The organism is Streptomyces sp. RGM 3693 (assembly GCF_050471125.1).
In the GTDB taxonomy this organism is placed as follows: domain Bacteria; phylum Actinomycetota; class Actinomycetes; order Streptomycetales; family Streptomycetaceae; genus Streptomyces.
The window spans coordinates 2,255,391-2,276,322 of record NZ_JBMPPQ010000001.1 but is presented as its reverse complement, the minus strand read 5'-3'; the positions used below and the strand labels follow the sequence as shown (position 1 = coordinate 2,276,322).

Here is a 20,932-nt window from a genome sequence, read left to right as displayed (position 1 = left end):
CGCCGATGTGGTTCGATGCTCCGATCGCACATCCGTACGCGCTGTCGGGTGCGCCCGCCGCGTACGGAGCCACACGGGCTCGACGGAGGGGCAGGGCATGGGCACGGCGCTGGATCGGCGGGGTTTCCTCAGGGGCGCGGCGGGGCTGTCCGCCGCGGGGCTGTTGGCGGGTATCGGCGGTGGGGGGTCCGCGGCGGCCGCGGCCCCGACCGCGGTCTCGGTGCAGGACTGGATGTCCGCGCTCGGCGACGCCACGCCCGTGCAGCGGCTGAGCATCCCCGGCACCCATGACTCCGGCGCGCGGATCGGCGGGCCCTGGGTAGCGTGCCAGAACACCTCGGTCGCCGAGCAACTCGCGTCCGGCATCCGGTTCCTGGACGTCCGCTGCCGGGCCATCGACGACGTCTTCGCGATCCACCACGGCGCGTTCTACCAGGAGCTGATGTTCGGCGACGTGCTCAACGCCTGCCGGGACTTCCTGCGGGCGCATCCCACCGAGACCGTGCTGATGCGGGTCAAGCAGGAGTATTCGGAGGTCTCCGCGGAGGAGTTCCGCCGGATCTTCGGCCGCTATCTGGACGACAAGGGCTACCGTTCGCTGTTCCGACTGGACCCGGGGCTGCCGGTGCTGGGCGAGGCCCGGGGGCGGGTCGTACTCCTGGCGGACTCGGACGGGCTGGGCGGCGTGCGGTACGCCGACCCGGCGCTGTTCGACATCCAGGACGACTACATGACCGAGCCGATCGGGAAGTACCCCAAGGTCGAGGCCCAGTTCCGCAAGGCCGTCGGGCAGCCCGGCAAGCTCTACGTCAACTACGTCTCGACCGCCGCGCTGCTCCCGCCGCGGTCCAACGCCGACCGCCTCAACCCGCGGGTCAAGAGCCTGCTGGAGGGGGCGGAGGGCAGTGCCTGGCGGGGGCTGGGCATCGTCCCGATGGACTTCCCCAACGAGTTCGGGATGGCCCAGACCCTGATCCGGCACAACCTGGCCGGGCTCGGCGTCACTCTGCCGGCCCAGGTGCACACGTGATCGGCCGTCGAACCGAACCACCACGGGCCACCGTGCATCAGACTGGTTGAAATGTCTGGTTCCGGCGCTGCCCCCGCCCCGCACGACGGTGCGCGGTGCGGCAGCGCCGGCTGAAGCGGCAAGGCGGCACCTGGTGGAGACGAGCGAACGCGGGCCCGGGGCGGCGGCACAGGACGCGCGACCGACGCCCGACCCGGCCGGGGCGCCCGAGCGGCCGGGAGCGGGCCGACCGCTCCGCACCGGCCGGGCCCGCGCCGGGGTGCCGCTGCGGGTGACCCTGGCGCTCGGGGTGCTGACCGTCATCGTGGGCGGTACGGCGCTGGCGCTGAAGGCGGCGCGGCCGGATCCGTACGTGGCGCCCGGGGACCCGGTCACCGGGACGTACCTCGCCTCGCGGTCCGCCGGCGACCGGGCGGCGGCAGCGGTGCTGGCCGGTCCGTACCGGGAGCTGTCGGGCCCGCCGGCCGTCGCCGCGCGCCGGGCCGGTGACACCCCGGCCCCGCTGCCCGCCTCCCGCCCCCTGGTGGCCAGCGCGGCGGCCCTGTCACCGCCGGTCGGCGCGCTCTTCTCCCCCGGCAACGACGGCGACACCGGTCACTACTGCAGCGCGAGCGTGGTGCACTCCGCCGCCGGGAACCTCGTCGTCACCGCGGCGCACTGTGTCCACGACGGCGGCTTCCGCACCCGGCTGGTCTTCGCGCCCGGCCTGCACGACGGGACCGCGCCGTACGGCCTGTGGGTGCCCACCCGGATCTACGTGGACCCGCGCTGGATCAGCGACCGGGACCCGGACCACGACGTGGCGTTCCTCCGGGTGCGCCGGCACGGGGGCACGGACCAGCGGATCGAGGACGTCACCGGCGCCGAGCTGATGCGGTTCGACGCGCCGCCCGGCCGGCCGGCGCAGCTGACCGGCTACCCGTCCGACCGCGACACCCCGGTCAGTTGCCGGCACACCGCCGACGCCGAGGGACCGGGCCAGCTCCGCTTCCCCTGCGCCGGTTTCCCGGCCGGGACCAGTGGCGGCCCGATGCTCACCGACGTCGACCCGGCGACCGGCACCGGCTCCCTGATCGGGGTGATCGGCGGTCAGGACGAGGGCGGTGACGACAACACGTCGTACAGCAGTCGCTTCGGGGCGGACGTGGCGGCGCTGTACCGGCGGGCCACCCGCGGCTAGGGCGCGGCCGGTCCGGCCCGGTCCGTTCGCTCAGGCCCGGCCCGGTCGGTCAGGTCGCTCGGGCGCTGCCGCGCGGGACGACGGTGGCCAGGACCGACGGCAGCGGGTACCAGTCGGCGGTGGCGAAACTGGCGTGCGCGGCGGCGAGTTTCCGGACCCGGGCCAGGGCCTCCGCCTCGGTGGGGTGGGTGGCGTCCAGGGCCGGCGGGACCTTGTGCGCGTCGGTCATGACGAGCAGGTAGTGGCGGGCGTCGTACCAGGAGGTGTCGATGGTGCCGCCCAGGTACGTCGCGGCGTCGCCGTCGAACACCACGAACCAGGGGCGCAGGGCCGGGTCGGCGTAGCGGTCCCGGGGGTCGCCGGCGGCGGCACCGTGGACGGCGGGGAAGGCGGTGGCCCGGCCCAATTGGCCCTGTGCGGCGAGGTCCTTGAGGTGGCCGGCGTATTCGACGTCGGTCCACAGCCTGTCGAACGGGTTGTTCTCCTCGACGGTGCCCGGTATCAGCTCGAAGAGGAACTTGCCGGCCAGGGCGGTGCGGGGCGGCCAGCCGCCGGCCCGTACCGCCTCGTCGAGGGTGGCGTGGCCGGCCGCCAGGTCGCCGGGGCCGTAGACCGCGTCGCCGAGCTTCTGCCGTATCAGGGCGTCGAAGGCGGCGGGTCCGCGGCCGCCCTTGGCGTTGAAGCCGTCCTTCATCTCGACCTTGACGAGGATCGGGCGGTGGCCGGGGTGGGCGTCGTGCCAGGCCCGCAGGTCGGCGAGGCAGCCGGCGAAGTCCTGGTTGCGGTCCTTGGTGCGCAGTTCGGCGGCGGTGGTCGCGCCGACGCAGTTGTTGTTGTTGCCGAGCGGGTTGCTGTGCGAGACCCGCCAGGAGCCGCCCAGGCCGTTGGTCCAGACGTCCACCTCGACGAGCGCGGCGCCGGAGTCCAACACATCGGCGAAATAGGGGTACTTGGCCTTCTCGTAGGCGTTGTGGACACCGACCGCGGTGCTGGTGTCGTAGGTGGTGGAGGCCGTCGTGGAGGCCGTCGTGATGGTCGGCTCCGCTCCGGCCGGGCCGGCCGCCGCGATCATCGCCGCCGCCGCGACCGCGACCGTTCCCGCACACCGCTTCCCGTTCATGGGTCCCGCTTCCCCTCGTGTCCTGCCTGGTCGGTGAGCAGGCTACGGGAGTTGGCGGTCGACGGGCGGAACGGGAGCGGGCGCGATACGGTCAGCGACGCAAACGATCAAGCGAAAGGGTGTACGGATGCGGAATCGGGGGACCGGCGAGGCCGGCTCGGGCGGGCTGTCGTGGGCGGCAGTGGTACTGACGGGGACGGTCGCGCTCTACATAGCGCTGGTCGCCTTCGGCAACATCACCGACTTCGGCACCAACCGGGACTACGTCCGCCACGTGCTGGCGATGGACACCACCTTCCAGGACCCGGACCTGATGTGGCGGGCCATCACCTCGCGGGGTCTACAGGACGCCGCGTACGTGGCGGTGATCGCCTGGGAGTCGGTGGCGGCGCTGGTGCTGCTCGCGGCCACCGCACTGTGGGTCGTGCGGGGGCGGTCCGGCGGCGCCGGGCGGGCGCGGCGGCTGGCCACCGTCGGGCTGCTGATGATGATGCTGCTGTTCGGCGCCGGGTTCTGGGCGATCGGCGGAGAGTGGTTCGCGATGTGGCAGTCGAAGCAGTGGAACGGGGTGGAGGCCGCGGTGCGGAACTTCCTCGTGACGGGCCTGGTGCTGCTGGTGGTGCAGTGGTCGGGGGCGACCGGGCGGCCGGACCGCGCGGACGCCTGACGGACGGCGGCGGGTGCGTGCGGAACGCACCCGCCGCCGGGGTTCGGCGGGGCGTCAGCCCGCCGCGTAGACGTCCTCGATGTAGTGGCCGGACGCGGTCAGTTCGCGCAGCCACGCCTCCGACTCCTGCTCCGACGCGCCGGTGCAGGTCCGGTGCACCGCGCGGAACGCGTCCCGGACGCCGGGCGCCATCCGGCTGCCGTCGCCGCAGACGTAGACCCGGGCGCCGGCCCGCAGCAGCTCCCACACCTCGGTGGCCTCGGCCGCGATCCGGTGTTGGACGAACCGGTGGCCGTTTTCGGGGCGGGCGCTGAAGACGGGGTGGACGGCGACCGCGCCGGCCCGCTCGGCGGCGGCGAACTCCGCGGCGTGCAGGAAGTCGCCGTCGGGGTCGTCGCAGCCGAAGTAGAGCCGGGCCGGGGCGGTCCGGCCGGCCGCGACGCGGTCGGCGACGGCGCCGCGGAACGGGGCGAGCCCGGTGCCGGCGGCGACCAGGATGACCGGGGTGTCGTCGGCCGGGTCGAGGCGGAACGCCTCCCGGCACGGCTGGACCCGGGCCAGCAGGGTGTCGCCGGGCCGCAGGGTGTGCAGATGCGTCGAGCCGGTGCCGCCGGGCAGCAGCGAGACCATCAGGTCGGCGTGCCGGGGGTCGGCGGCCGGCGACGAGGACAGCGAGTAGTGGCGGGTGCGGAGCGGGGGCAGCAGCTCCAGGACCACCGGCCAGGGCAGCGCGCCGCGCAGCGCGGGGTGGGCCTCGATCAGCTCGACGAGGGTGCGCGGATCGTCCTCGGGGAGGTTCTCCAGGGCGTGCCGCTCGGGCGGGCAGGGGTTGTGCGCGGCGAGTACGGCGCACTGCTCGCGGGTCGGACGGATACCCAACTCCAGGTGATGGGTCAAGAGTTGACGTATCGTCAGGGGTCGGTCGAGGGGCAGGGTGTCACGAGCCGGGCGGGACGTCGGCGGGCGCAGCGCCAGCACGGTGTCCAGGTCGACGCCGAGCGCCTGCGCGGTGCGGGCGACCGCCTCGGGGGTGTTGACCGGCAGGACGGCGAGGTGGTCGGCGGTGCGGTAGGAGACGCCGTCGGGGAGTGCCAGGCGCAGGAAGCGCTTGGGGCGCGGCCAGCCCTCGGCGGTCAGGTCGTACGCCTCGGTGACGGTCATGGGGACGAGGTCGTGCCGGGCGGCGAGCGCGTCGAGCGGGCCGCCGGTGAGCGCGGTGACGGTGTAGCCGGTGTCGTCGGCGGCGCCGTCTGCGCCGGGGTCACCGATGCTCGCCGGGTCGCCGTAGCGGGTCAGCAGTTCGGTGCGCAGCGCGGCACCGAACTTCCTTACGGTGGCGGTGAGTTCACCGGAGGCGTCGGCCTCGGCGCGGGGCAGCAGCCGCTGACCGCCGAGGGCGGCCAGCCGGTCGTCGATGAGGGTGGGGACCTGCTGGTAGGTGGCGGCCCAGTTGCGGTCGCCGACGCCCAGCACGGCGTAGCGGACGCCGGCCGCGGCGCCCTCGGGCGCGGTGCCGAGCCAGGCGGTGAACGCGGTGGCGTCGTCGGTCGGTTGGCCGTTGTAGGAGGCGGCGACGATGACGACGGGGCCGTCGGTGGGGAGTCCGCCGGCGCAGGCGTTCAGCGGCGCGACCTCGGTGGCGAAGCCCAGGCCGGCGGCCTCGTCGGCGAGCCGCTCGGCGAACTCCCGACAGGTGCCGTAGTTGGTGCCGTGCAGCAGGAGCAGGCCGGTGTCCTGCGGGACGCGGGTGGGCAGGCCGTCGTCGGGCGCGGCGCCGGTGGCCTCGCCTTCCGACGTGCCGGCGGACCCGCCGGGCAGCACGGCCAGCGCGGCGCGGGTCGCGGCCCGGTCGGCGGGCGTGCGGGGGGCGAGGGCCAGCGTGAAACCGTCGGGCTTGAGGGTGAGGGTCTCCTTGATGCGGAGGTGGTAGCCGGCGTGGTCGATCAGCCGGTAGCGGTGCACCAGCAGGGCCAGCAGCATGGTGGCCTCGTGCAGCGCGAACTGCCTGCCGATGCAGGCGCGTTCACCGGTGCCGAACGGCTTGTAGGCATGCGGGGAGCGAGCAGCCTCGGCCGCCGGGCTGAAGCGGAACGGGTCGAACGCCTCGGGGTTGTCGCCCCAGACCGGGTCGCGGTGCAGCATCGGGGTGAGGACGGTGACCAGTTGGCCGGCGGCGACCGGGTAGCGGCCGCCGATCACGGTGTCGGTGCGGGCCTGGCGGGTGAAGGCGGCGGCGGTCGGCCACAGCCGCAGCGCCTCGTTGAGCACCTGACGGGTGAACGCCAGCTTGCCGATGTCCTCGAAGGCGGGGTCCGGGTCGGGGTCGTCGCCCCACAGCTCGTCGGCCTCGCGCTGCGCCATCCGCAGCGCGACCGGGTCCTTGAGCAGGTGGTACAGGGCGAAGGAGAGCGCGCCGGAGGTGGTTTCGTGACCGGCGATCAGGAAGGTGATGACCTGGTTGCGGATGTTGGCGAGGTCGAGGACCGGCCCCTGGTGCGCCGCGTTGCCCTCCGTGGCGGCGAGCATCAGGCCCAGCAGGTCGTCGTCGCGCCGCTCACCGCTGGCCGTGCGGGCGGCGATCACCTCGTCGACGACGGACGCGAGGTAGTCGGCGTCCGCGCGGAACGCCGCGTCGGCCGCGGTGTGATCGGTGCCCGGCTGCCGGGCGAAGGTGGTCATGCTCCATTCCAGGCAGCGCACCATCGCCTCGACGAAGGGGTGCGCGGTGTCCCGGGAGAACGACTCGAAGTCGAAGCCGAAGCCGGCCAGTCCGATGGTGTCCAGGGTCATCCGGGTCATGTCGTCGGCGACCTCTATGGGGCGGCCCTCGGCCATCCGCCGGTCCCAGGCCGCCGTGACCCGGCGGGCGACCTTCAGCATCGCCGGGTGGTAGGTGCGCATCGAGCCCAGCGCGAAGGCCGGCATCAGGACCTCGTGGGCCTTGGCCCAGTTGGGCTCGTCGTTGTAGGCGGTGAACAGACCGTCACCGGCGAACTCCCGCACGCTCTCCAGGACCACCGAGACGCCCTTGGCGAAGCGGGCCTCGTCGGAGACCTCGGTGACCAGGTCGACGGAGGAGAGGAAGAGCGTCTCGAGGGCGCCGAACTTGCGCACGTAGGCCGGGCCGTGGATCCGGGCGAGGTCCATGGCCTGCTGAAGCGGCGTGGTGCTGATCCCGGTCGCCGTGAGGTCGGCGACCGGGACGCTCACGGCGGTGGCGCGGTCGCCCGTCTGGGGCGCGATGGTGTCGGTCATGTCTCCAGCGTGACCGGCCCGGTGGCCGCCCCCGGCCCGGGGAACTGCATGATTGTGCAGTGGTTCGTCGTCGCGCACCCTTGCGCGTACGGCGCCGATGAGGCAACGGCCGCCGACAGCACGGGAGAAAGGGCGGAAACCGGGCGATGGACAGCGTGACGGACGGTGGTGGGCCGGGGGACGAGACGGGCGCGGACTGTCCGCGCCGCTGGCCGCCGGTCCCGGCCGCCCCGCCCCCGGCCAGCGCCTACCGCGACTACTTCGTGATGCTGCTGGACCGCATCCCCACGCCGATCGCGGTGTGCCGGGCGGACGGCCAGGTGCTGATCGCCAATCCGGCGATGGCGGCGCCGTGGGGCGCGGTCCCCGGACAGCTGCGCGGCCGCAACCTGCTCGACCTGTTCCGGCCCCGGGACCCGGCGCAGATCGCCCGGATCATGGAGGCGCTGCGGCTGGGCCGCCGGTCCCGCTATCCGGTCGAGGTGCGGTGGCGGACCGGGCCCGGCGAGCCGGACCGGCAGGGCGAGCTGACGATCGAACCGGTCGGCGGCCCGTCCGCGGAACCGCCGGCGCTGCTGGCCCTGCTGCGGGAGGACACCGGGGCCACCGCCGCCCCGGCGCCCGCGCCGCCCCCCACCAGCCCCGTCGAGGCCCGGATCCTGGCGCTGGCGGCCGGTGGCGCGACCACCGCCGCGATCGGCGGCGCCCTGGGCCTGACCGTCGACGGCGTGAACTACCACCTCACCCGGCTGGCCCGCCGCTGGCGCGTCCAGGGCCGCACCGCGCTGGTGGCCAAGGCGTACGTGCTGGGGGTGCTGGCCCCGGACCGCTGGCCGCCGGCGCCCGCGGCCCCGGACGACGACGGCACGCGAGCGCCCGGCCCCTGAGTCCGACTGCACGTGTGTGCGGATAACCTCCCTGGTGTGGAGGAGAACACACCCGCGCCGTTCGAGCGCGGAACGGACGGTCCCAAGGTCATCGTCGTCGGTGTCGACGGCTCCGACTCGTCCTGGCGGGCCGCGGCGTACGCGGCCGGGCTGGCCAGGCGTCAGGGGTCGAAGCTGGTGATGGTCTACGTCCAGCCGGTGCTGGCGACCGGGGCCGCGATGGGCGCACCGGTCATGGACACCACCACCGAGGTGGCCGAAGAACTGATGGCCGAGATCCGCAAGGCCACCGAACGACTCGACGGGATATTCCACCTGCGGTGGGAGTTCCACACCCTGCGCGGGGACCCGTACAACGGCATGGTGCAGATGGCCGACGAGCTCAAGGCGGACGCGGTGGTGGTCGGCGCCTCGGAGTCCGCCGGGCACCGCATCATGGGCTCGGTCGCGGTGCGCCTGGTGAAGGCCGGCCGGTGGCCGGTCACTGTCGTGCCGTAGCACCCGGGCCACCGGCCGCGTCCCGGCGCTCCGCTGGTGGGCCGGGCCGGGCTGAGGCACGGTGGAGGGTGGACGGGCGGAGCGCCGCCCCGACAAGGGAGACACCGTGAGCGACCGGGAGACACCGTGACCGACCGCACGTATCGCGTGACCGAGATCGTGGGGACGTCCCAGCAGAGCGTGGACGCCGCGATCCAGAACGGCATCAAGCGCGCCTCCGGCACCCTGCGCAATCTCGACTGGTTCGAGATCACGCAGGTCCGCGGCCACATCATCGAGGGCCGGGTCGACCACTACCAGGTCGGCCTGAAGGTCGGTTTCCGGCTGGAGGACGCGGGCTGAAGCCCCGGGGGCCGAATGGCTCCCCGCCGCCGCGTCGCCTTCGTCACGGCGCCGCCGGCAGTCCATGATGATCCGCCGTCGGACCACGACGGACACGTACCGAGCGTACGGAGGATCACCCATGGCACGCCTGCTGCGCGCGGGTCAGGGCGTTTGGCGCCGCAAACCGATCGAGCACATCGAGGAGCCGGAGGGCACCGCGGCCCAGCAGCTCACCCGCGAGCTGGGGCTGTGGCAACTGACCGCCATCGGCATCGGCGGCATCATCGGCGCCGGCATCTTCACGCTGGCCGGCACCGTCGCCCACGAGACGGCCGGCCCCGCGGTCCTGATCTCCTTCCTCATCGCCGGCGTGGCCAGCGCCGCTGCGGCCTTCTCCTACGCCGAGTTCGCCGGACTGATCCCGAAGGCGGGCTCGGCCTACACCTACGGCTACGCGGTGCTGGGCGAACTCGCCGGCTGGTTCATCGGCTGGGACCTGCTGCTGGAGTACACCGCGATCGTGGCGGTGGTCGCGATCGGCATCTCCGGCTACTTCTCGTTCCTGCTCGGCGCGATGGGCCTGAAACTGCCGGCCTGGATGCTGGGCGCGCCCGGCACCGGCCCCGGGCACCGGGTGGACCTCTTCGCGGCGGTGCTCTGCCTGCTGATCGCGTATCTGCTGACCCTGGGCATCAAGAACGCCGCCCGGTTCGAGACGATCGTGGTCGGGCTGAAGGTGCTGGTGGTGCTCGTCGTCATCGGGGTCGGCTTCTTCCACCTCAACACCGCCAACTACCGGCCGTTCTTCCCGTTCGGGGTGAGCGGCGCGTTCACCGGCGCGGCCACCGTCTTCTTCGCGGTCTTCGGCTACGACGCGATGAGCACAGCGGCCGAGGAGTCCAAGGACGCCCAGCGCCACATGCCCAAGGCGATCATGTACTCCCTGGCCGTCTCGATGGTGCTGTACGTGCTCGCCTGCCTGGTGCTGACGGGCATGCAGAACTACCGGCACATCGACCCGGAGAGCGGCTTCTCCACGGCGTTCAAGTCGGTCGGGCTGAGCGCGCTGGCGGACGTGATCGCGGTCGGCGCGATCATCGGCATCTTGACCGTCATGTTCACCTTCATGCTGGGGGTGACCCGGGTGTGGTTCTCGATGAGCCGGGACGGGCTGCTGCCCAAGTGGTTCGCCAAGACCAGCGCCACCCACCACGTACCGGTCCGGGTCACCTGGATCGTGGGCGCGGCGTCCGCGGTGATCGCCGGCATCCTGCCGATCGGGGAGGCCGCCGAACTGACCAACATCGGCATCCTGTTGGCGTTCGTGGTGGTGTGCATCTCGGTGATCGTGCTCCGCTACAAACAACCCGAACTGCCGCGCACCTTCCGCACGCCGGGCATGCCCGTGGTCCCGGCTATCGGGGTGTGCTTCTCGCTGTGGCTGATCACGTTCCTGGCGTGGCAGACCTGGGTGCGGTTCGCGGTGTGGTTCCTGATCGGCCTGGTCATCTATTTCTCGTACTCGTACCGGAAGTCGGCGTTGGCAACGGCGGACGGGACGGCTGCGGAACAGCGGTGACGGCCCGGACGACCGCCTCGCCGGCCTCCGTCCAGCGGTAGAGCACGCTGCGCCCGGCCCGGCGACGGGCGATCAGGTGGGCGTCGCGCAGCACTTGGAGGTGCCGGCCGACTGAGCCCAGGCCCTGGCCGGTCAGGGCGACCAGCTGGGTGGTGCTCTTCGGCGTGCCCAGCAGCACCAGGACGGCCGCCCGGCCGCTCCCCAACAGGGCGGCCAGCGCCCCGGGGACCGGTGGCCGGTCCGGCTCGGCCAGCGTGCCGGAGCAGGGGTAGACCACCGCGGAGCGGGGCGGCGGCCGCCCGTCGGTGTCCCAGGAGAGCCAGGACTGCTGCGGGGTGACGGGGACGAACAGCAGCCGGGCATCGGCCAGTTCGCGCGGCGGATGGTCATGGGCGGTGATCTGGAGGCGGTTCGCGCCGAGCCAGCGCAGGCCGGGGCGCATCCCGTCCAGCGCGGCGACCCAACCGCCGCTGCCGAGCCGGGCCGTACGCGCCAGGACGTCGGCCTCCAGGATGCGGCGGCGGCGCGGCCAGTCCGGTAGCACGGTGTGCCGCCAGACCCAGTCGAGGAGCGCGGCGGTGCGCTCGGGGAGGTCTGCGCGGTGCCGGAGGGCGGCGGGGAGCGGGGCGCCGGCCAGGGCCTCGGTGAGGTCGGCGCGGGCGGTGGCCGGCGGGGTGTCGCGGACCCGGGCGAGTTCGGCGGGGAAGTCCTGGTCGGGTGCACCGCTCGGGGTCGGGGTCAGGAAGGTCGCGTTCCAGGTCCGGCGCAGGGCGCAGCGGACGAGAAGGGCGGTGGGCGGGTCGGCGGCCAGGCGGGCGCGGTAGGCGGGCAAGTGGGCGTCGAGCCAGGCGCGTTCGCTCCCCAGCGCGGCGGTGCCGCGGTGCAGCGTCTTCAGGGCGGCGGTGGTCTCGGCCAGCGGCGAGACGGCGAACCGGCCAGCGGCGAGGGTGTCCGCGGTGATCTCCCACCACCCCACGCCCACCGCCCCCTCGTTTCGCCGGCCCGCGAAACTGTACGCCGGGGCGCCGGGCCGCCCGGACACTCCCGCCATGCGCAGCTACCGCGAGCTCTTCCGCACCCCGGAGTTCACTCCGCTCTTCCTCGCCTCCGCCGGACAGGTGGCCGGCCAGACCGTCGGCGGCCTGGCCCTCGGCACGCTGGTGTACGGGACGACCGGCTCCCCGCTGCTGTCGTCCCTCGCCGTGTTCGGCCCGTCCCTGGCGCAGGTGATCGGCGCGGCCACGCTGCTGTCGGCGGCCGACCGGCTGCCGCCGCGCGCCGCGTTGACCGGTCTGGGGCTGCTGCTCGGCCTGGGCACCGCCGTCCAGGCCGTCCCGGGACTGCCGGTGGGGGCGTCGTTCGCCGTGCTGCTGGTGCTGGGGACGCTCTCCTCCCTGGGCGGCGGGGTGCGCTACGGGCTGCTCGACGAGCTGCTGGCGCGGGAGGGGTACCTGCTGGGCCGCTCGGTCTTCGCCATGGCGTCCGGGGTGGTGCAGATCTGCGGCTTCGCGGTGGGCGGGGCGCTGGTGACGGCGCTGTCGCCGCGCGGTGCGCTGCTGGTCGCGGCCGGGCTGTACGCCGCCGGTGCGGGCGTGGCCCACTGCGGGCTCGGCCGGCGGGCGCCGCGCACCGCCGGCCGGCCCTCGGTCGCCGGGACCTGGCGCACCCATGCCCTGCTGTGGGCCGACCGGCCGCGGCGGTACGTCTACCTCGCACTGTGGCTGCCCAACGGCCTGATCGTCGGCGGTGAATCGCTCTACGTCCCGTACGCGCCCGGACAGGCGGGGCTGCTCTTCGCCTGCGGTGCGCTCGGCATGCTGGCCGGGGACACCCTCGTCGGCCGGTTCGTCCCCCGTCACCGGGCGGACCGCCTGGTGGTCCCGTTGTGCCTGCTGCTCGCCGCGCCGTACCTGGTCTTCGCGGTACGGCCGCCGACGGCGGTGGCGGTGGTGGCGGTGCTGCTCGCCACCGTCGGCTACGCCTCGGGCCTGCTGCTCCAGGAGCGGCTGATGGCGCTGACCCCCGACGGGCTGAGCGGCCACGCCCTCGGGCTGCACTCCGCCGGCATGCTCACCCTGCAAGGGGTGGGCGCCGCCCTGGCCGGCGCGCTGGCCGAATGGGTCCCGCCGGGGCGGGCGATGGCGGTGCTGGCGGTGGCGTCGATGGGGGTGACGGTGGTGCTGGCGCCCGGGCTCCGCGCACAGCCGGCGCTCCGCACGCCGGACGGGGTGGGCGCCACACGCGACGCATGACGCCCGGTCGGGCGGCTCACCGGGCGAGTTCAGCCGCGCCGCCGCATCCTCCACCGCACGGCTCGCCGCCACACGGCCCGCCACCGCCGCGCGACGATCCGGTGCCACCACAGCCACCACGGCAGGCGGCGGCGCGGCACGTACGCCCAGAGGTCCATATCCGCCTCGGTGTCGCGCGGGCAGCGGCGCAGCAGTTCCAGGCAGTGGGTGTCCACCGTGCCGTGCAGCCGGGCGGTGTGGGCCAGCGCGACGATGCCCTGGTGGCGCAGGCCGGCATCGCCCACCGCCAGGGCCTGCTCCAGCGCCCGCGCGACGCGGGGCAGGATCGCCGCGGGGTGCGGATGGGTGAGCGCCAGGCCGATGACCGCGACGCCGACGCGCTCCGCACCGCGGGCGAAGGCGGCGTCCACCTCCTCGGGGCGGTCGGTGCCGAGCAGCGCGGAGTCCTCCTGCCAGTTCATGCCCCGGCCGGGGACCGCCCGGTCGAGGAGGAACTCGGCGCGTCCGGCGGCGAGTTGAGCCTCCGATACGGTCCGGTCGCCACGGGCGGCCCGGCGGCAGCCGGCGAGGTACTCCCAGATCCGGCCGGGATCGCCCCCGTCCCCGTTCCCGTCCCCGTTCCCGTCCCCGTCCCCGTTCCCGTTCTCGTTCCTGTCCCCGTCCCCGTTCTCGCCCCCGCTTCCGACCTCGCCGGCGACCGCGACCTCCCGGCAGACCGCGTCGAGTGCCGCGGTCTCCCCCGTCGCCACCGCCGCGCCCGCCTTGTGGATCCGCTCGAACGCGATCCCGTCCGTTCCGAGGTCGCAGCGCCGGAGGAACGCCAACTCGACGGTGTCCTCGGCGGTCAGCCGGGCGTGCAGGTACCCCCAGGCGAGTTCCACCGCGTCCAGGGCGACGGCGTAGCGGACGAACGCGGCGGGGAGGGCGGCGGGAACGGCCTGGTCCGGATGGTCCGGTCCCGCGTCCCGGCCGGTCGGGGGTGAGGCTGACGGCTGCACAGGGCAAGGGTAGTCGGGGGGTGTTGGCGCCTCGCGGCCCCTTGACGGGCCTCCGCCCGGGCCCAAGAATGAGCCCGCCCTGACAACGTTGTCGGCCCTCCTGGAGGTCTGCCCATGCCCTGGACCAGACGCAACCGGCCGCGCACCGCGGGCGCGGCAGTGGCGGCCGTGCTCCTCGGGAGCGTGCTCACCGCACCGGCCGCGCACGCCGCCCGCACCGCACCGGCCGAGCCGTCCGGCGGCCGCCTCACCGACCTCGTCAACCCCTTCATCGGCAGCCAGAACGACGGCAACACCTACCCCGGGGCCGCGGTGCCGTTCGGAATGGTGCAGCTCTCCCCCGACACCGGGCACACCACCGGCTACAGCTACGACGACAGCCACATCCGCGGATTCAGCTCGGTGCACATCTCCGGCGTCGGCTGCGGTCTCGGTGGCGACCTGCCGGTGCTGCCGACCACCGGCGACGTCACCGAGACCGACTACGCGAAGTACGCCGCCGCGTTCACCCACGACGGCGAGTCGGCCCGTCCGGGCTCCTACCGCGTGCGGCTGACCTCCTACGGCGGGATCACCGCCGAGCTGACCGCGACCGCCCGCACCGGCAGGCAGCGCTACACCTTCCCGGCCACCGACAAGGCCAATGTGCTGCTCAACGCCGGTCAGTCGCTGCACCGGACGGTCTCCACCCGCGTCGAGGTGCTCGACTCCCGCACCGTCCGCACCGCGATCACCGGCCGCGGCTTCTGCCAGGACACCCGGCCGTACACGGTCTACACCGTCACCCGCTTCAACCGGCCCTTCACCGCCTACGGGACCTGGCGCGGCGACACCGTGACGCCCGGCTCCCGGGACTCCACCGCGCCCGGTCGGCACGGCGCCTACGTCCGCTTCGACACCCGCACGGACCGCGCCGTCGAGGCGACCACCGCCCTGAGCTACGTGGACGCGGCCGGTGCGGCGCGCAACCTCCGTGCCGAGGGCGGGAGTTCCTTCGACCGGGCGAGGGCGGCGGCGGACGCGGCGTGGGAGCGACGGCTGCGCCTGGTGCGCGTCCAGGGCGGCGACCGCACGCTGCGCCGGACCTTCTACTCCTCCCTCTACCGGTCCTTCCTCGCCCCGAACCTCGGCAGCGACGTGGACGGCCGCTACACCGGCTGGGACCAACGCCCACACCGCGCCCGGGGGTTCACCTACTACCAGAACTGGTCCCTGTGGGACACCTACCGCACCCAGACCCAGCTGCTGTCACTGCTCGCACCGCAGGAGGCACGCGATATGGCGCTGTCGGTGCTGCGCATCGACAAGGAGAGCGGCTGGCTGCCCAAGTGGGGCTACGGCACGGTCGAGACCAACATCATGACCGGCGATCCGGTGACCCCGTTCCTCACCAACGCCTACCGACAGGGGCTGCTCAAGGGCCACGAGGAGGAGGCGTACGCGGCGCTGGCGAAGAACGCCGACGGGGTGCCGCCGGCCGCCTCCCCCGCGGTCGGCCGGGAGGCCAACGCCGCCTACCTCAAGAACGGGTACGCGCCCTACCTCAAAGGCCGCCCGCACACCAAGCCCGGTGACTCCGACTTCGACCACGGCGCCTCGGCGACCCTGGAGTACGCCCTGTCGGACGCGATGCTGGCGCAGATGGCACGCGATCTCGGCCATCGCGCGGACGCCGACCGGTACGCCGCGCGGGCGCTCAACTACCGCACCCTGTTCGACCGTTCCACCGGCTTCTTCCGGGCCCGGGACGGCCGGGGTGCCTTCACCGGCCCCGCCGACCCGGCCAAGAGCGAGGGCTTCCACGAGGGCACGGCCTGGCAGTACCAATGGCTGGTGCCGCAGGACCTGCCGGGGATGGTGGCGCTGATCGGCGGCAAGGAGCAGGCCACGGCCCGGTTGGACTCCTTCTTCGCCTACCCGCAGTTGCTCAGGGACCCGGCGAAGACCGCCCGCGAGGTGTGGGTGAACGGCCCCTACGACTACTACAACGCCGACAAGTACAACCCGCAGAACGAACCCGATCTGATCGCCCCGTACACCTACCTCTCCACCGGTCAGCCCTGGAAGACCACGGACGTGGTGCACGCCGCGCTGACGCTGTTCACCGACACCCCGACCGGGATGACCGGCAACGACGACCTGGGGACGATGTCGGCGTGGATGGTGCTCTCCTCGATCGGCGTCTTCCCGGTCCAGCCGGGCACCGACACCTGGGGCCTGAGCACCCCGGTCTTCGACCGGGTGGACCTGACCCTGGACCGCCGGTACTACCCCTCCGGCCACTTCACCCTCACCGCCCCCGGCACGTCGACCACCCACCGCTACGTCCAGTCCGTACGGCTCGACGGCACCCCCCGGGACCGCACCTACCTGACCACCGCCGACCTGCGCGCCGGCCGCGAACTGGCCTTCTCCGTGGGCCCGGAGCCGTCCCACTGGGGCACCGGCGACCGGGCGGCCCCGCCGCCGGTGGGGACGCCGGGGGCACTCTCCGCACCCCCGCAACAGCAGGCCGAGGGCAGGCGCTGAGAAGCAGACCAGTGCCTGGTACCCGGTCCCCGCGCTGGTCGCACACGGCTGCGGGATCTGTCTGGTGCCGCGGTGGGCGCCGGTGCCGGAGCACGCGCGGCTGGTACGGGTGCCGTTGCGCGGCGAGCCAGTGCCGGTGCGGCGCTTCGTGGCGGTGGTGCGGCGGGGAAGTGCCAACAGCCCCCGATCGCCCGCGCGGTGGCGGCGCTGCGCGCGGTGACGGGCGAACGGGAGGCGAAGGGGGTGGGAGACCGGGCCCCGGGCCCGGTCCGCGGCTCAGCCCTGGAGGGACTTCCAGAACTCGTCGAAGGACATCAGGCCGTCGCCGTCGGTGTCCTTGGCCTTGATGACCGCTTCGGCCACCGGGCCGGTGACCAGGTGGTCGCCCATCTCGGCCATCGCGTGCTTGAACTCGTCCGGCGTGACCCGGCCGTCGCCATCCGCGTCGAACCGCGCGAACGTGGCCCTGGCCTGCTCTATGTCTGCCACGGGTGGTGCCCCTTCGTCGTGCCGCAGCCCGTTGTGCCGGAGCTGCGGGGTGATCTGACCCGCGTACATTAGCGGACCGTTAAGAACGGTCCCGGTGGGCCCCGTGGCGGGCGAGGTAGGGGGCGGTGCGGCTGCCGGGGGTGGCGGCGACCTCGGCGGGGGTGCCCGCGGCGACGATCCGGCCGCCCGCCGCGCCGCCGCCGGGACCGAGGTCGATGACGTGGTCGGCGCCGGCCACCACGCCCATGTCGTGTTCGACGACCACGACGGTGTGGCCCGCGTCGACCAGGCCGTGCAACTGCCGCAGCAGTACTTCGGTGTCGGCCGGGTGCAGGCCGGTGGTGGGTTCGTCGAGGAGGTAGAGGGTGTGGCCGCGGCGGGCCCGCTGGAGTTCGGTGGCGAGTTTGATGCGTTGGGCCTCGCCGCCGGAGAGTTCGGTGGCGGGCTGGCCGAGCCGCAGGTAGCCGAGCCCGACGTCCTGGAGGGTGCGCAGGCTGCGGGCGGCGGCGGGGACGTCGGCGAGGAACTCCGCGGCGTCGTCGACGGTGAGGCCCAGGACGTCGGCGATGGTGTGGCCGCGGTAGGTGATGTGGAGGGTCTCGGGGTTGTAGCGGGCGCCGTGGCAGTCGGCGCACGGGGCGTAGGTGCCGGGCAGGAAGAGGAGTTCGACGGCGGTGAACCCCTCGCCCTGGCAGGTCTCGCAGCGGCCGGCCGGGACGTTGAAGGAGAACCGGCCGGCGGTGTAGCCGCGGGCGCGGGCCTCGTCGGTGGCGGCGAAGACCTTGCGGACGGCGTCGAACAGGCCGGTGTAGGTGGCGAGGTTGGAGCGCGGGGTGCGGCCGATGGGCTGCTGGTCGACGCGGACCAGCCGGTCGACGGCGTCCAGGCCGGTGGCGGCGGTGAGCCGGGCGCGGACCGCCGACCCGGTGTCCTGGTCGTCGGCGGCGACCGGGTCGTCGCCGTCGGGGCGGGGGGTCGCGGCGCCCAGGCGGTCCTGGACGGCCTCCGCGAGGACCCGGGTGACCAGCGTGGACTTGCCGGATCCTGAGACGCCGGTGACGGCGGTGAAGACGCCGAGCGGGAAGGTGGCGTCCAGGTCGCGGAGGTTGTGCAGGGTGACGCCGTGCAGGGTCAGGGTGCCGGTGGGGGTGCGCGGGGTGCGCGCCGGCGGTGGTTCGGCGGCGAAGAGGAAGCGGCGGGTGGCGGAGTCCTCGGCGTCCGCGAGGGCGGCGACCGGGCCGCTGTGCAGGACCCGGCCGCCGTGTTCCCCGGCGCGCGGGCCGATGTCCACGAGCCAGTCGGCGCGCCGGACCACGTCCATGTCGTGCTCGACGACGAAGAGGGTGTTACCGGCTTCCTTGAGGCGGCCGAGGACGGTCAGCAGGGCTTCGGTGTCGGCGGGGTGCAGACCGGCGGAGGGTTCGTCCAGGACGTAGACCACGCCGAAGAGGCCGGAGCGCAGTTGGGTGGCGAGGCGGAGGCGTTGGAGTTCGCCGGCGGAGAGGGTGGGGGCGGGCCGGTCCATGCTGAGGTAGCCCAGGCCGAGTTCGGTGAGCACTTCGATGCGGGCGACCAGGTCGTGGGCGAGGGCCGGGGCCGGTTCGTCGCCGGGGCGGGCGGCGGTGGGGCGGAGGAGTTCCGCGAGGGTGCCCAGTGGTAGGCCCGCGAGGGTGGCGATGTCGCGGCCCTCGAAGGTGACCGCCAGTGCCTCGGGGCGCAGCCGCCGGCCGTCGCACACCGGGCAGGGCTCGGCGGTCATGAACTGGCGGACGCGCTTGCGCAGCGTCTCGCTCTTGGAGTCGGCGAAGGTGTGCAGCACGTAGCGTCGGGCGCTCATGTACTGGCCCTTGTAGGGGCGTTGGATACGGCCGGCCTCGCGGACCGGGTGGACGGTGACGACCGGCTGTTCGTCGGTGAACAGGATCCATTCCCGGTCGGCGGGCGGGAGGTCGTGCCAGGGACGGTCGATGTCGTGGCCGAGGGCGGCGAGGATGTCGCGGAGGTTCTTGCCCTGCCAGGCGCCGGGCCAGGCGGCGATGGCGCCGTCGCGGACGGAGCGGGACGGGTCGGGGACGAGGGAGTCCTCGGTGACGCGGTGGACGGTGCCCAGCCCGTGGCACTCGGGGCAGGCGCCGGCGGCGGTGTTGGGCGAGAAGGCGTCGGAGTCGAGCCGCTCGGTGCTGCCCTGCGGGTAGTCGCCGGCGCGGGAGAACAGCATCCGCAGGGTGTTGGAGAGGGTGGTGACGGTGCCGACCGAGGAACGGGAGGTGGGCGCGGAGCGCCGCTGCTCCAGTGCTACGGCCGGCGGCAGCCCGCTGATCTCCTCGACCTTGGGGGCGCCGACCTGGTGGATCAACCGCCGGGCGTACGGGGCGACCGACTCGAAGTAGCGGCGCTGTGCCTCGGCGTACAGGGTGCCGAAGGCGAGGGAGGACTTGCCCGATCCGGACACCCCGGTGAACGCGACCAGCGCGTCCCTCGGGATGTCCACATCGATGCCGCGGAGGTTGTGCTCACGGGCGCCGCGCACCCGGACGTACGAGTCGGTCATCTCTCCATGATCGGACACCGTCCGCCGTGCTCGCGGCACCCGCACGGGGTGGGCGGGACCGTCAGCCCGCGGCGGTGGCGTCCCGGACCCGGTCGCGTGCCTCCTCCCAGGGGACGGGGGTGGCGACCACCGCGCGCAACGCGCGTATCTGACGCGGCGGCAGGGCGCAGGCCAGGATGCCGACGGCCTGGCCGTCGCGGCCGTAGAGCGCGACGGCGCGGCGGGCGTCCCGGTCCAGGACGGTGGTCTCCACCTGATCGGCGCCGCCGGTCAGGCCGTACGCCTGGAGCTTGAGGCCGTACTGGTCGGACCAGAAGTACGGCACGGGGGCGAACGGCCGACGCTGCGGCGGCTCGGTGCCGTCCGCGGCGCCCTCGGGGGTCTCAGCGGGTGCTTCGGCGGTCAGCTCGGCGACGAGGTTGCGGGCGGCGGCCATGGCCTGCTCGGTGGCGTTCATCCGGTGCTCGAAGCGGAGCGGGCGGCCGTGCACCGGGTGCTCCCAGCGGGCCACGTCGCCCGCGGCGTAGATCCCGGGGGCGGCGGCGCAGTACGCGTCGCAGCCCAGCCCGTCGGTGGTGTCCAGGGCCGGGTCGGCCAGCCAGCCCACGGCGGGCTCGGAGCCGATGGCGAGCAGTACCAGATCGGCGGGGAGTCGGCTGCCGTCGGCCAGTCGGACGCCGCTGACCTGCGCCGGTGTGCCCTCGGCAGCTGTGGCGTCCGCGGTGGTCTCGAACGCGGCCACCTCGCCGGTCAGCAGCCGGACGCCGCGGGCCCGGTGCTCCTCGGCGAGCAGGTCCCCGATGCCTGCCCCGACGGCCGCGGCCATGGGCACCGGTTCCCGGCCGACCAGGGCGACCTCGTGCCCTAGCTCCCGGGCCACCGCGGCGGCCTCGCAGCCCAGGACGCCGTTGCCGACCACGACCAGTCGGCGGGCGCCGCCGGACAGCCGGTCGCGCAGTGCCAGCGCGTCGTCCAGGGTGCGCAGGGTGAAGACGCCGGCGAGGCCGTCGGCGGCGGGCAGCGTGCGGGCCGCCACACCGGTGGCGATGATCACGCCGGCGCAGGCCAGCCGCTCACCGTCGTCGAGGGTGAGGGTGCGGGTGGCGACGTCGAGGCCGGTGGCCCGGGTGCCGAGCCGCAGGTCGAGGCCGAGCGGGGTGAGCTGCTCCTCGGTGCGCAGCAGGAGCCGCTCCGGCTCCCAGGCGCCGTGCAGCAGTTGCTTGGACAGCGGCGGCCGGTCGTACGGGAGGTGGGGCTCGTCGCCGATCAGGGTCAGTGGGCCGGTCCAGCCGGCTCGGCGCAGGGCCTCGGCGGCGGTGATCCCGGCGGCCGAGGCTCCGACGACGGCGATCGGTCGGGTCGTCATTCCTGCACCTCGATCACGGCGGCGGGGCAGATGGCGGCGGCCTCATGGACCGCGGCGTGCTGCTCGGCGGGCGGTGCGGCGTCGAGGAGGACGACCACACCGTCCTCGTCGCGCTGGTCGAAGACCTCGGGGGCGATCAGCACGCACTGGCCGGCGGCGCAGCACTTGTCGGCGTCAAGGGTGATCTTCATGCGGTGGCTCCGTGGG

The 20,932-nt window shown here is 74.0% G+C and carries 18 protein-coding genes; 10 read left to right on the top strand and 8 right to left on the bottom strand.

Annotation, left to right across the window (positions count from 1 at the left end):
• Positions 1-97 precede the first annotated feature (97 nt).
• Together ACO0M4_RS09660 and ACO0M4_RS09655 are read left to right on the top strand one after the other, a co-directional pair.
• Positions 98-1,030 carry a phosphatidylinositol-specific phospholipase C gene (locus tag ACO0M4_RS09660; protein ID WP_430369370.1) on the top strand — a complete coding sequence of 311 codons (933 nt, stop codon included), beginning with the start codon at positions 98-100 and terminating at the stop codon, positions 1,028-1,030.
• 133 nt (positions 1,031-1,163) lie between these two features.
• Positions 1,164-2,210 (top strand): trypsin-like peptidase domain-containing protein, encoded by a 1,047-nt coding sequence (locus ACO0M4_RS09655; protein WP_430369368.1) that lies wholly within the window; start codon positions 1,164-1,166, stop codon positions 2,208-2,210.
• Positions 2,211-2,259: 49 nt separating this feature from the next.
• On the opposite strand, the gene ACO0M4_RS09650 is transcribed toward ACO0M4_RS09655, so the two are convergent.
• On the bottom strand, positions 2,260-3,330 hold the full coding sequence (locus ACO0M4_RS09650) for a phosphatidylinositol-specific phospholipase C domain-containing protein (protein WP_430369366.1): 1,071 nt from the start codon (positions 3,328-3,330) through the stop codon (positions 2,260-2,262).
• A gap of 127 nt (positions 3,331-3,457) precedes the next feature.
• On the opposite strand from ACO0M4_RS09650, the gene ACO0M4_RS09645 reads away from it, so the two are divergent.
• Positions 3,458-3,997 (top strand): DUF2165 domain-containing protein, encoded by a 540-nt coding sequence (locus tag ACO0M4_RS09645; protein ID WP_430369364.1) that lies wholly within the window; start codon positions 3,458-3,460, stop codon positions 3,995-3,997.
• Between the two features lie 54 nt (positions 3,998-4,051).
• On the opposite strand, the gene ACO0M4_RS09640 is transcribed toward ACO0M4_RS09645, so the two are convergent.
• Positions 4,052-7,252 carry a cytochrome P450 gene (locus ACO0M4_RS09640; RefSeq protein ID WP_430369363.1) on the bottom strand — a complete coding sequence of 1,067 codons (3,201 nt, stop codon included), beginning with the start codon at positions 7,250-7,252 and terminating at the stop codon, positions 4,052-4,054.
• 146 nt (positions 7,253-7,398) lie between these two features.
• Between ACO0M4_RS09640 and ACO0M4_RS09635 the strand changes: the two genes are divergently transcribed.
• The 4 genes from ACO0M4_RS09635 (at position 7,399) to ACO0M4_RS09620 (ending at position 10,540) form a co-directional block, all read left to right on the top strand.
• A complete protein-coding gene (locus tag ACO0M4_RS09635; RefSeq protein WP_430369361.1) occupies positions 7,399-8,139 on the top strand; it encodes a PAS domain-containing protein in 741 nt (246 codons plus the stop codon).
• 36 nt (positions 8,140-8,175) lie between these two features.
• Complete coding sequence (locus ACO0M4_RS09630) at positions 8,176-8,637, top strand: universal stress protein (protein ID WP_430369360.1); 462 nt, start codon at positions 8,176-8,178, stop codon at positions 8,635-8,637.
• A 126-nt stretch (positions 8,638-8,763) separates the two neighbouring features.
• Positions 8,764-8,979 carry a dodecin gene (locus ACO0M4_RS09625; RefSeq protein ID WP_390012280.1) on the top strand — a complete coding sequence of 72 codons (216 nt, stop codon included), beginning with the start codon at positions 8,764-8,766 and terminating at the stop codon, positions 8,977-8,979.
• A gap of 121 nt (positions 8,980-9,100) precedes the next feature.
• A complete protein-coding gene (locus ACO0M4_RS09620; protein ID WP_430369359.1) occupies positions 9,101-10,540 on the top strand; it encodes an amino acid permease in 1,440 nt (479 codons plus the stop codon).
• Here ACO0M4_RS09620 and ACO0M4_RS09615 read toward each other — a convergent pair.
• Entirely contained in the window at positions 10,467-11,516 is a 1,050-nt protein-coding gene (locus ACO0M4_RS09615) for an ArsR/SmtB family transcription factor (protein ID WP_430371324.1), read from the bottom strand. The two genes, ACO0M4_RS09620 and ACO0M4_RS09615, sit on opposite strands and share 74 nt — an antisense overlap.
• 73 nt (positions 11,517-11,589) lie before the next feature.
• Between ACO0M4_RS09615 and ACO0M4_RS09610 the strand changes: the two genes are divergently transcribed.
• A complete protein-coding gene (locus ACO0M4_RS09610) occupies positions 11,590-12,792 on the top strand; it encodes an MFS transporter (protein WP_430369358.1) in 1,203 nt (400 codons plus the stop codon).
• A gap of 29 nt (positions 12,793-12,821) precedes the next feature.
• Here ACO0M4_RS09610 and ACO0M4_RS09605 read toward each other — a convergent pair whose 3' ends face one another.
• Positions 12,822-13,790, bottom strand: a complete 969-nt coding sequence (locus tag ACO0M4_RS09605) for a hypothetical protein (protein ID WP_430369357.1) — start codon at positions 13,788-13,790, stop codon at positions 12,822-12,824.
• Positions 13,791-13,904: 114 nt separating this feature from the next.
• On the opposite strand from ACO0M4_RS09605, the gene ACO0M4_RS09600 reads away from it, so the two are divergent.
• Together ACO0M4_RS09600 and ACO0M4_RS09595 are read left to right on the top strand one after the other, a co-directional pair.
• Complete coding sequence (locus tag ACO0M4_RS09600) at positions 13,905-16,319, top strand: GH92 family glycosyl hydrolase (RefSeq protein ID WP_430369356.1); 2,415 nt, start codon at positions 13,905-13,907, stop codon at positions 16,317-16,319.
• A 64-nt stretch (positions 16,320-16,383) separates the two neighbouring features.
• On the top strand, positions 16,384-16,539 hold the full coding sequence (locus tag ACO0M4_RS09595) for a hypothetical protein (RefSeq protein ID WP_430369354.1): 156 nt from the start codon (positions 16,384-16,386) through the stop codon (positions 16,537-16,539).
• A 56-nt stretch (positions 16,540-16,595) separates the two neighbouring features.
• On the opposite strand, the gene ACO0M4_RS09590 is transcribed toward ACO0M4_RS09595, so the two are convergent.
• The 4 genes from ACO0M4_RS09590 to ACO0M4_RS09575 all read right to left on the bottom strand — a co-directional run bounded on the left by ACO0M4_RS09590 (position 16,596) and on the right by ACO0M4_RS09575 (position 20,916).
• On the bottom strand, positions 16,596-16,808 hold the full coding sequence (locus ACO0M4_RS09590; protein ID WP_430369353.1) for an EF-hand domain-containing protein: 213 nt from the start codon (positions 16,806-16,808) through the stop codon (positions 16,596-16,598).
• 79 nt (positions 16,809-16,887) lie between these two features.
• Positions 16,888-19,359 carry an excinuclease ABC subunit UvrA gene (uvrA, locus tag ACO0M4_RS09585; protein WP_430369351.1) on the bottom strand — a complete coding sequence of 824 codons (2,472 nt, stop codon included), beginning with the start codon at positions 19,357-19,359 and terminating at the stop codon, positions 16,888-16,890.
• Positions 19,360-19,420: 61 nt separating this feature from the next.
• The gene (locus ACO0M4_RS09580; protein ID WP_430369350.1) at positions 19,421-20,725 is read right to left on the bottom strand and encodes an NAD(P)/FAD-dependent oxidoreductase; all 1,305 of its coding nucleotides are present in this window, start codon (positions 20,723-20,725) and stop codon (positions 19,421-19,423) included.
• Entirely contained in the window at positions 20,722-20,916 is a 195-nt protein-coding gene (locus ACO0M4_RS09575) for a ferredoxin (RefSeq protein ID WP_390011257.1), read from the bottom strand. The genes ACO0M4_RS09580 and ACO0M4_RS09575 overlap by 4 nt, the downstream gene beginning before the upstream one ends.
• Positions 20,917-20,932 lie beyond the last annotated feature (16 nt).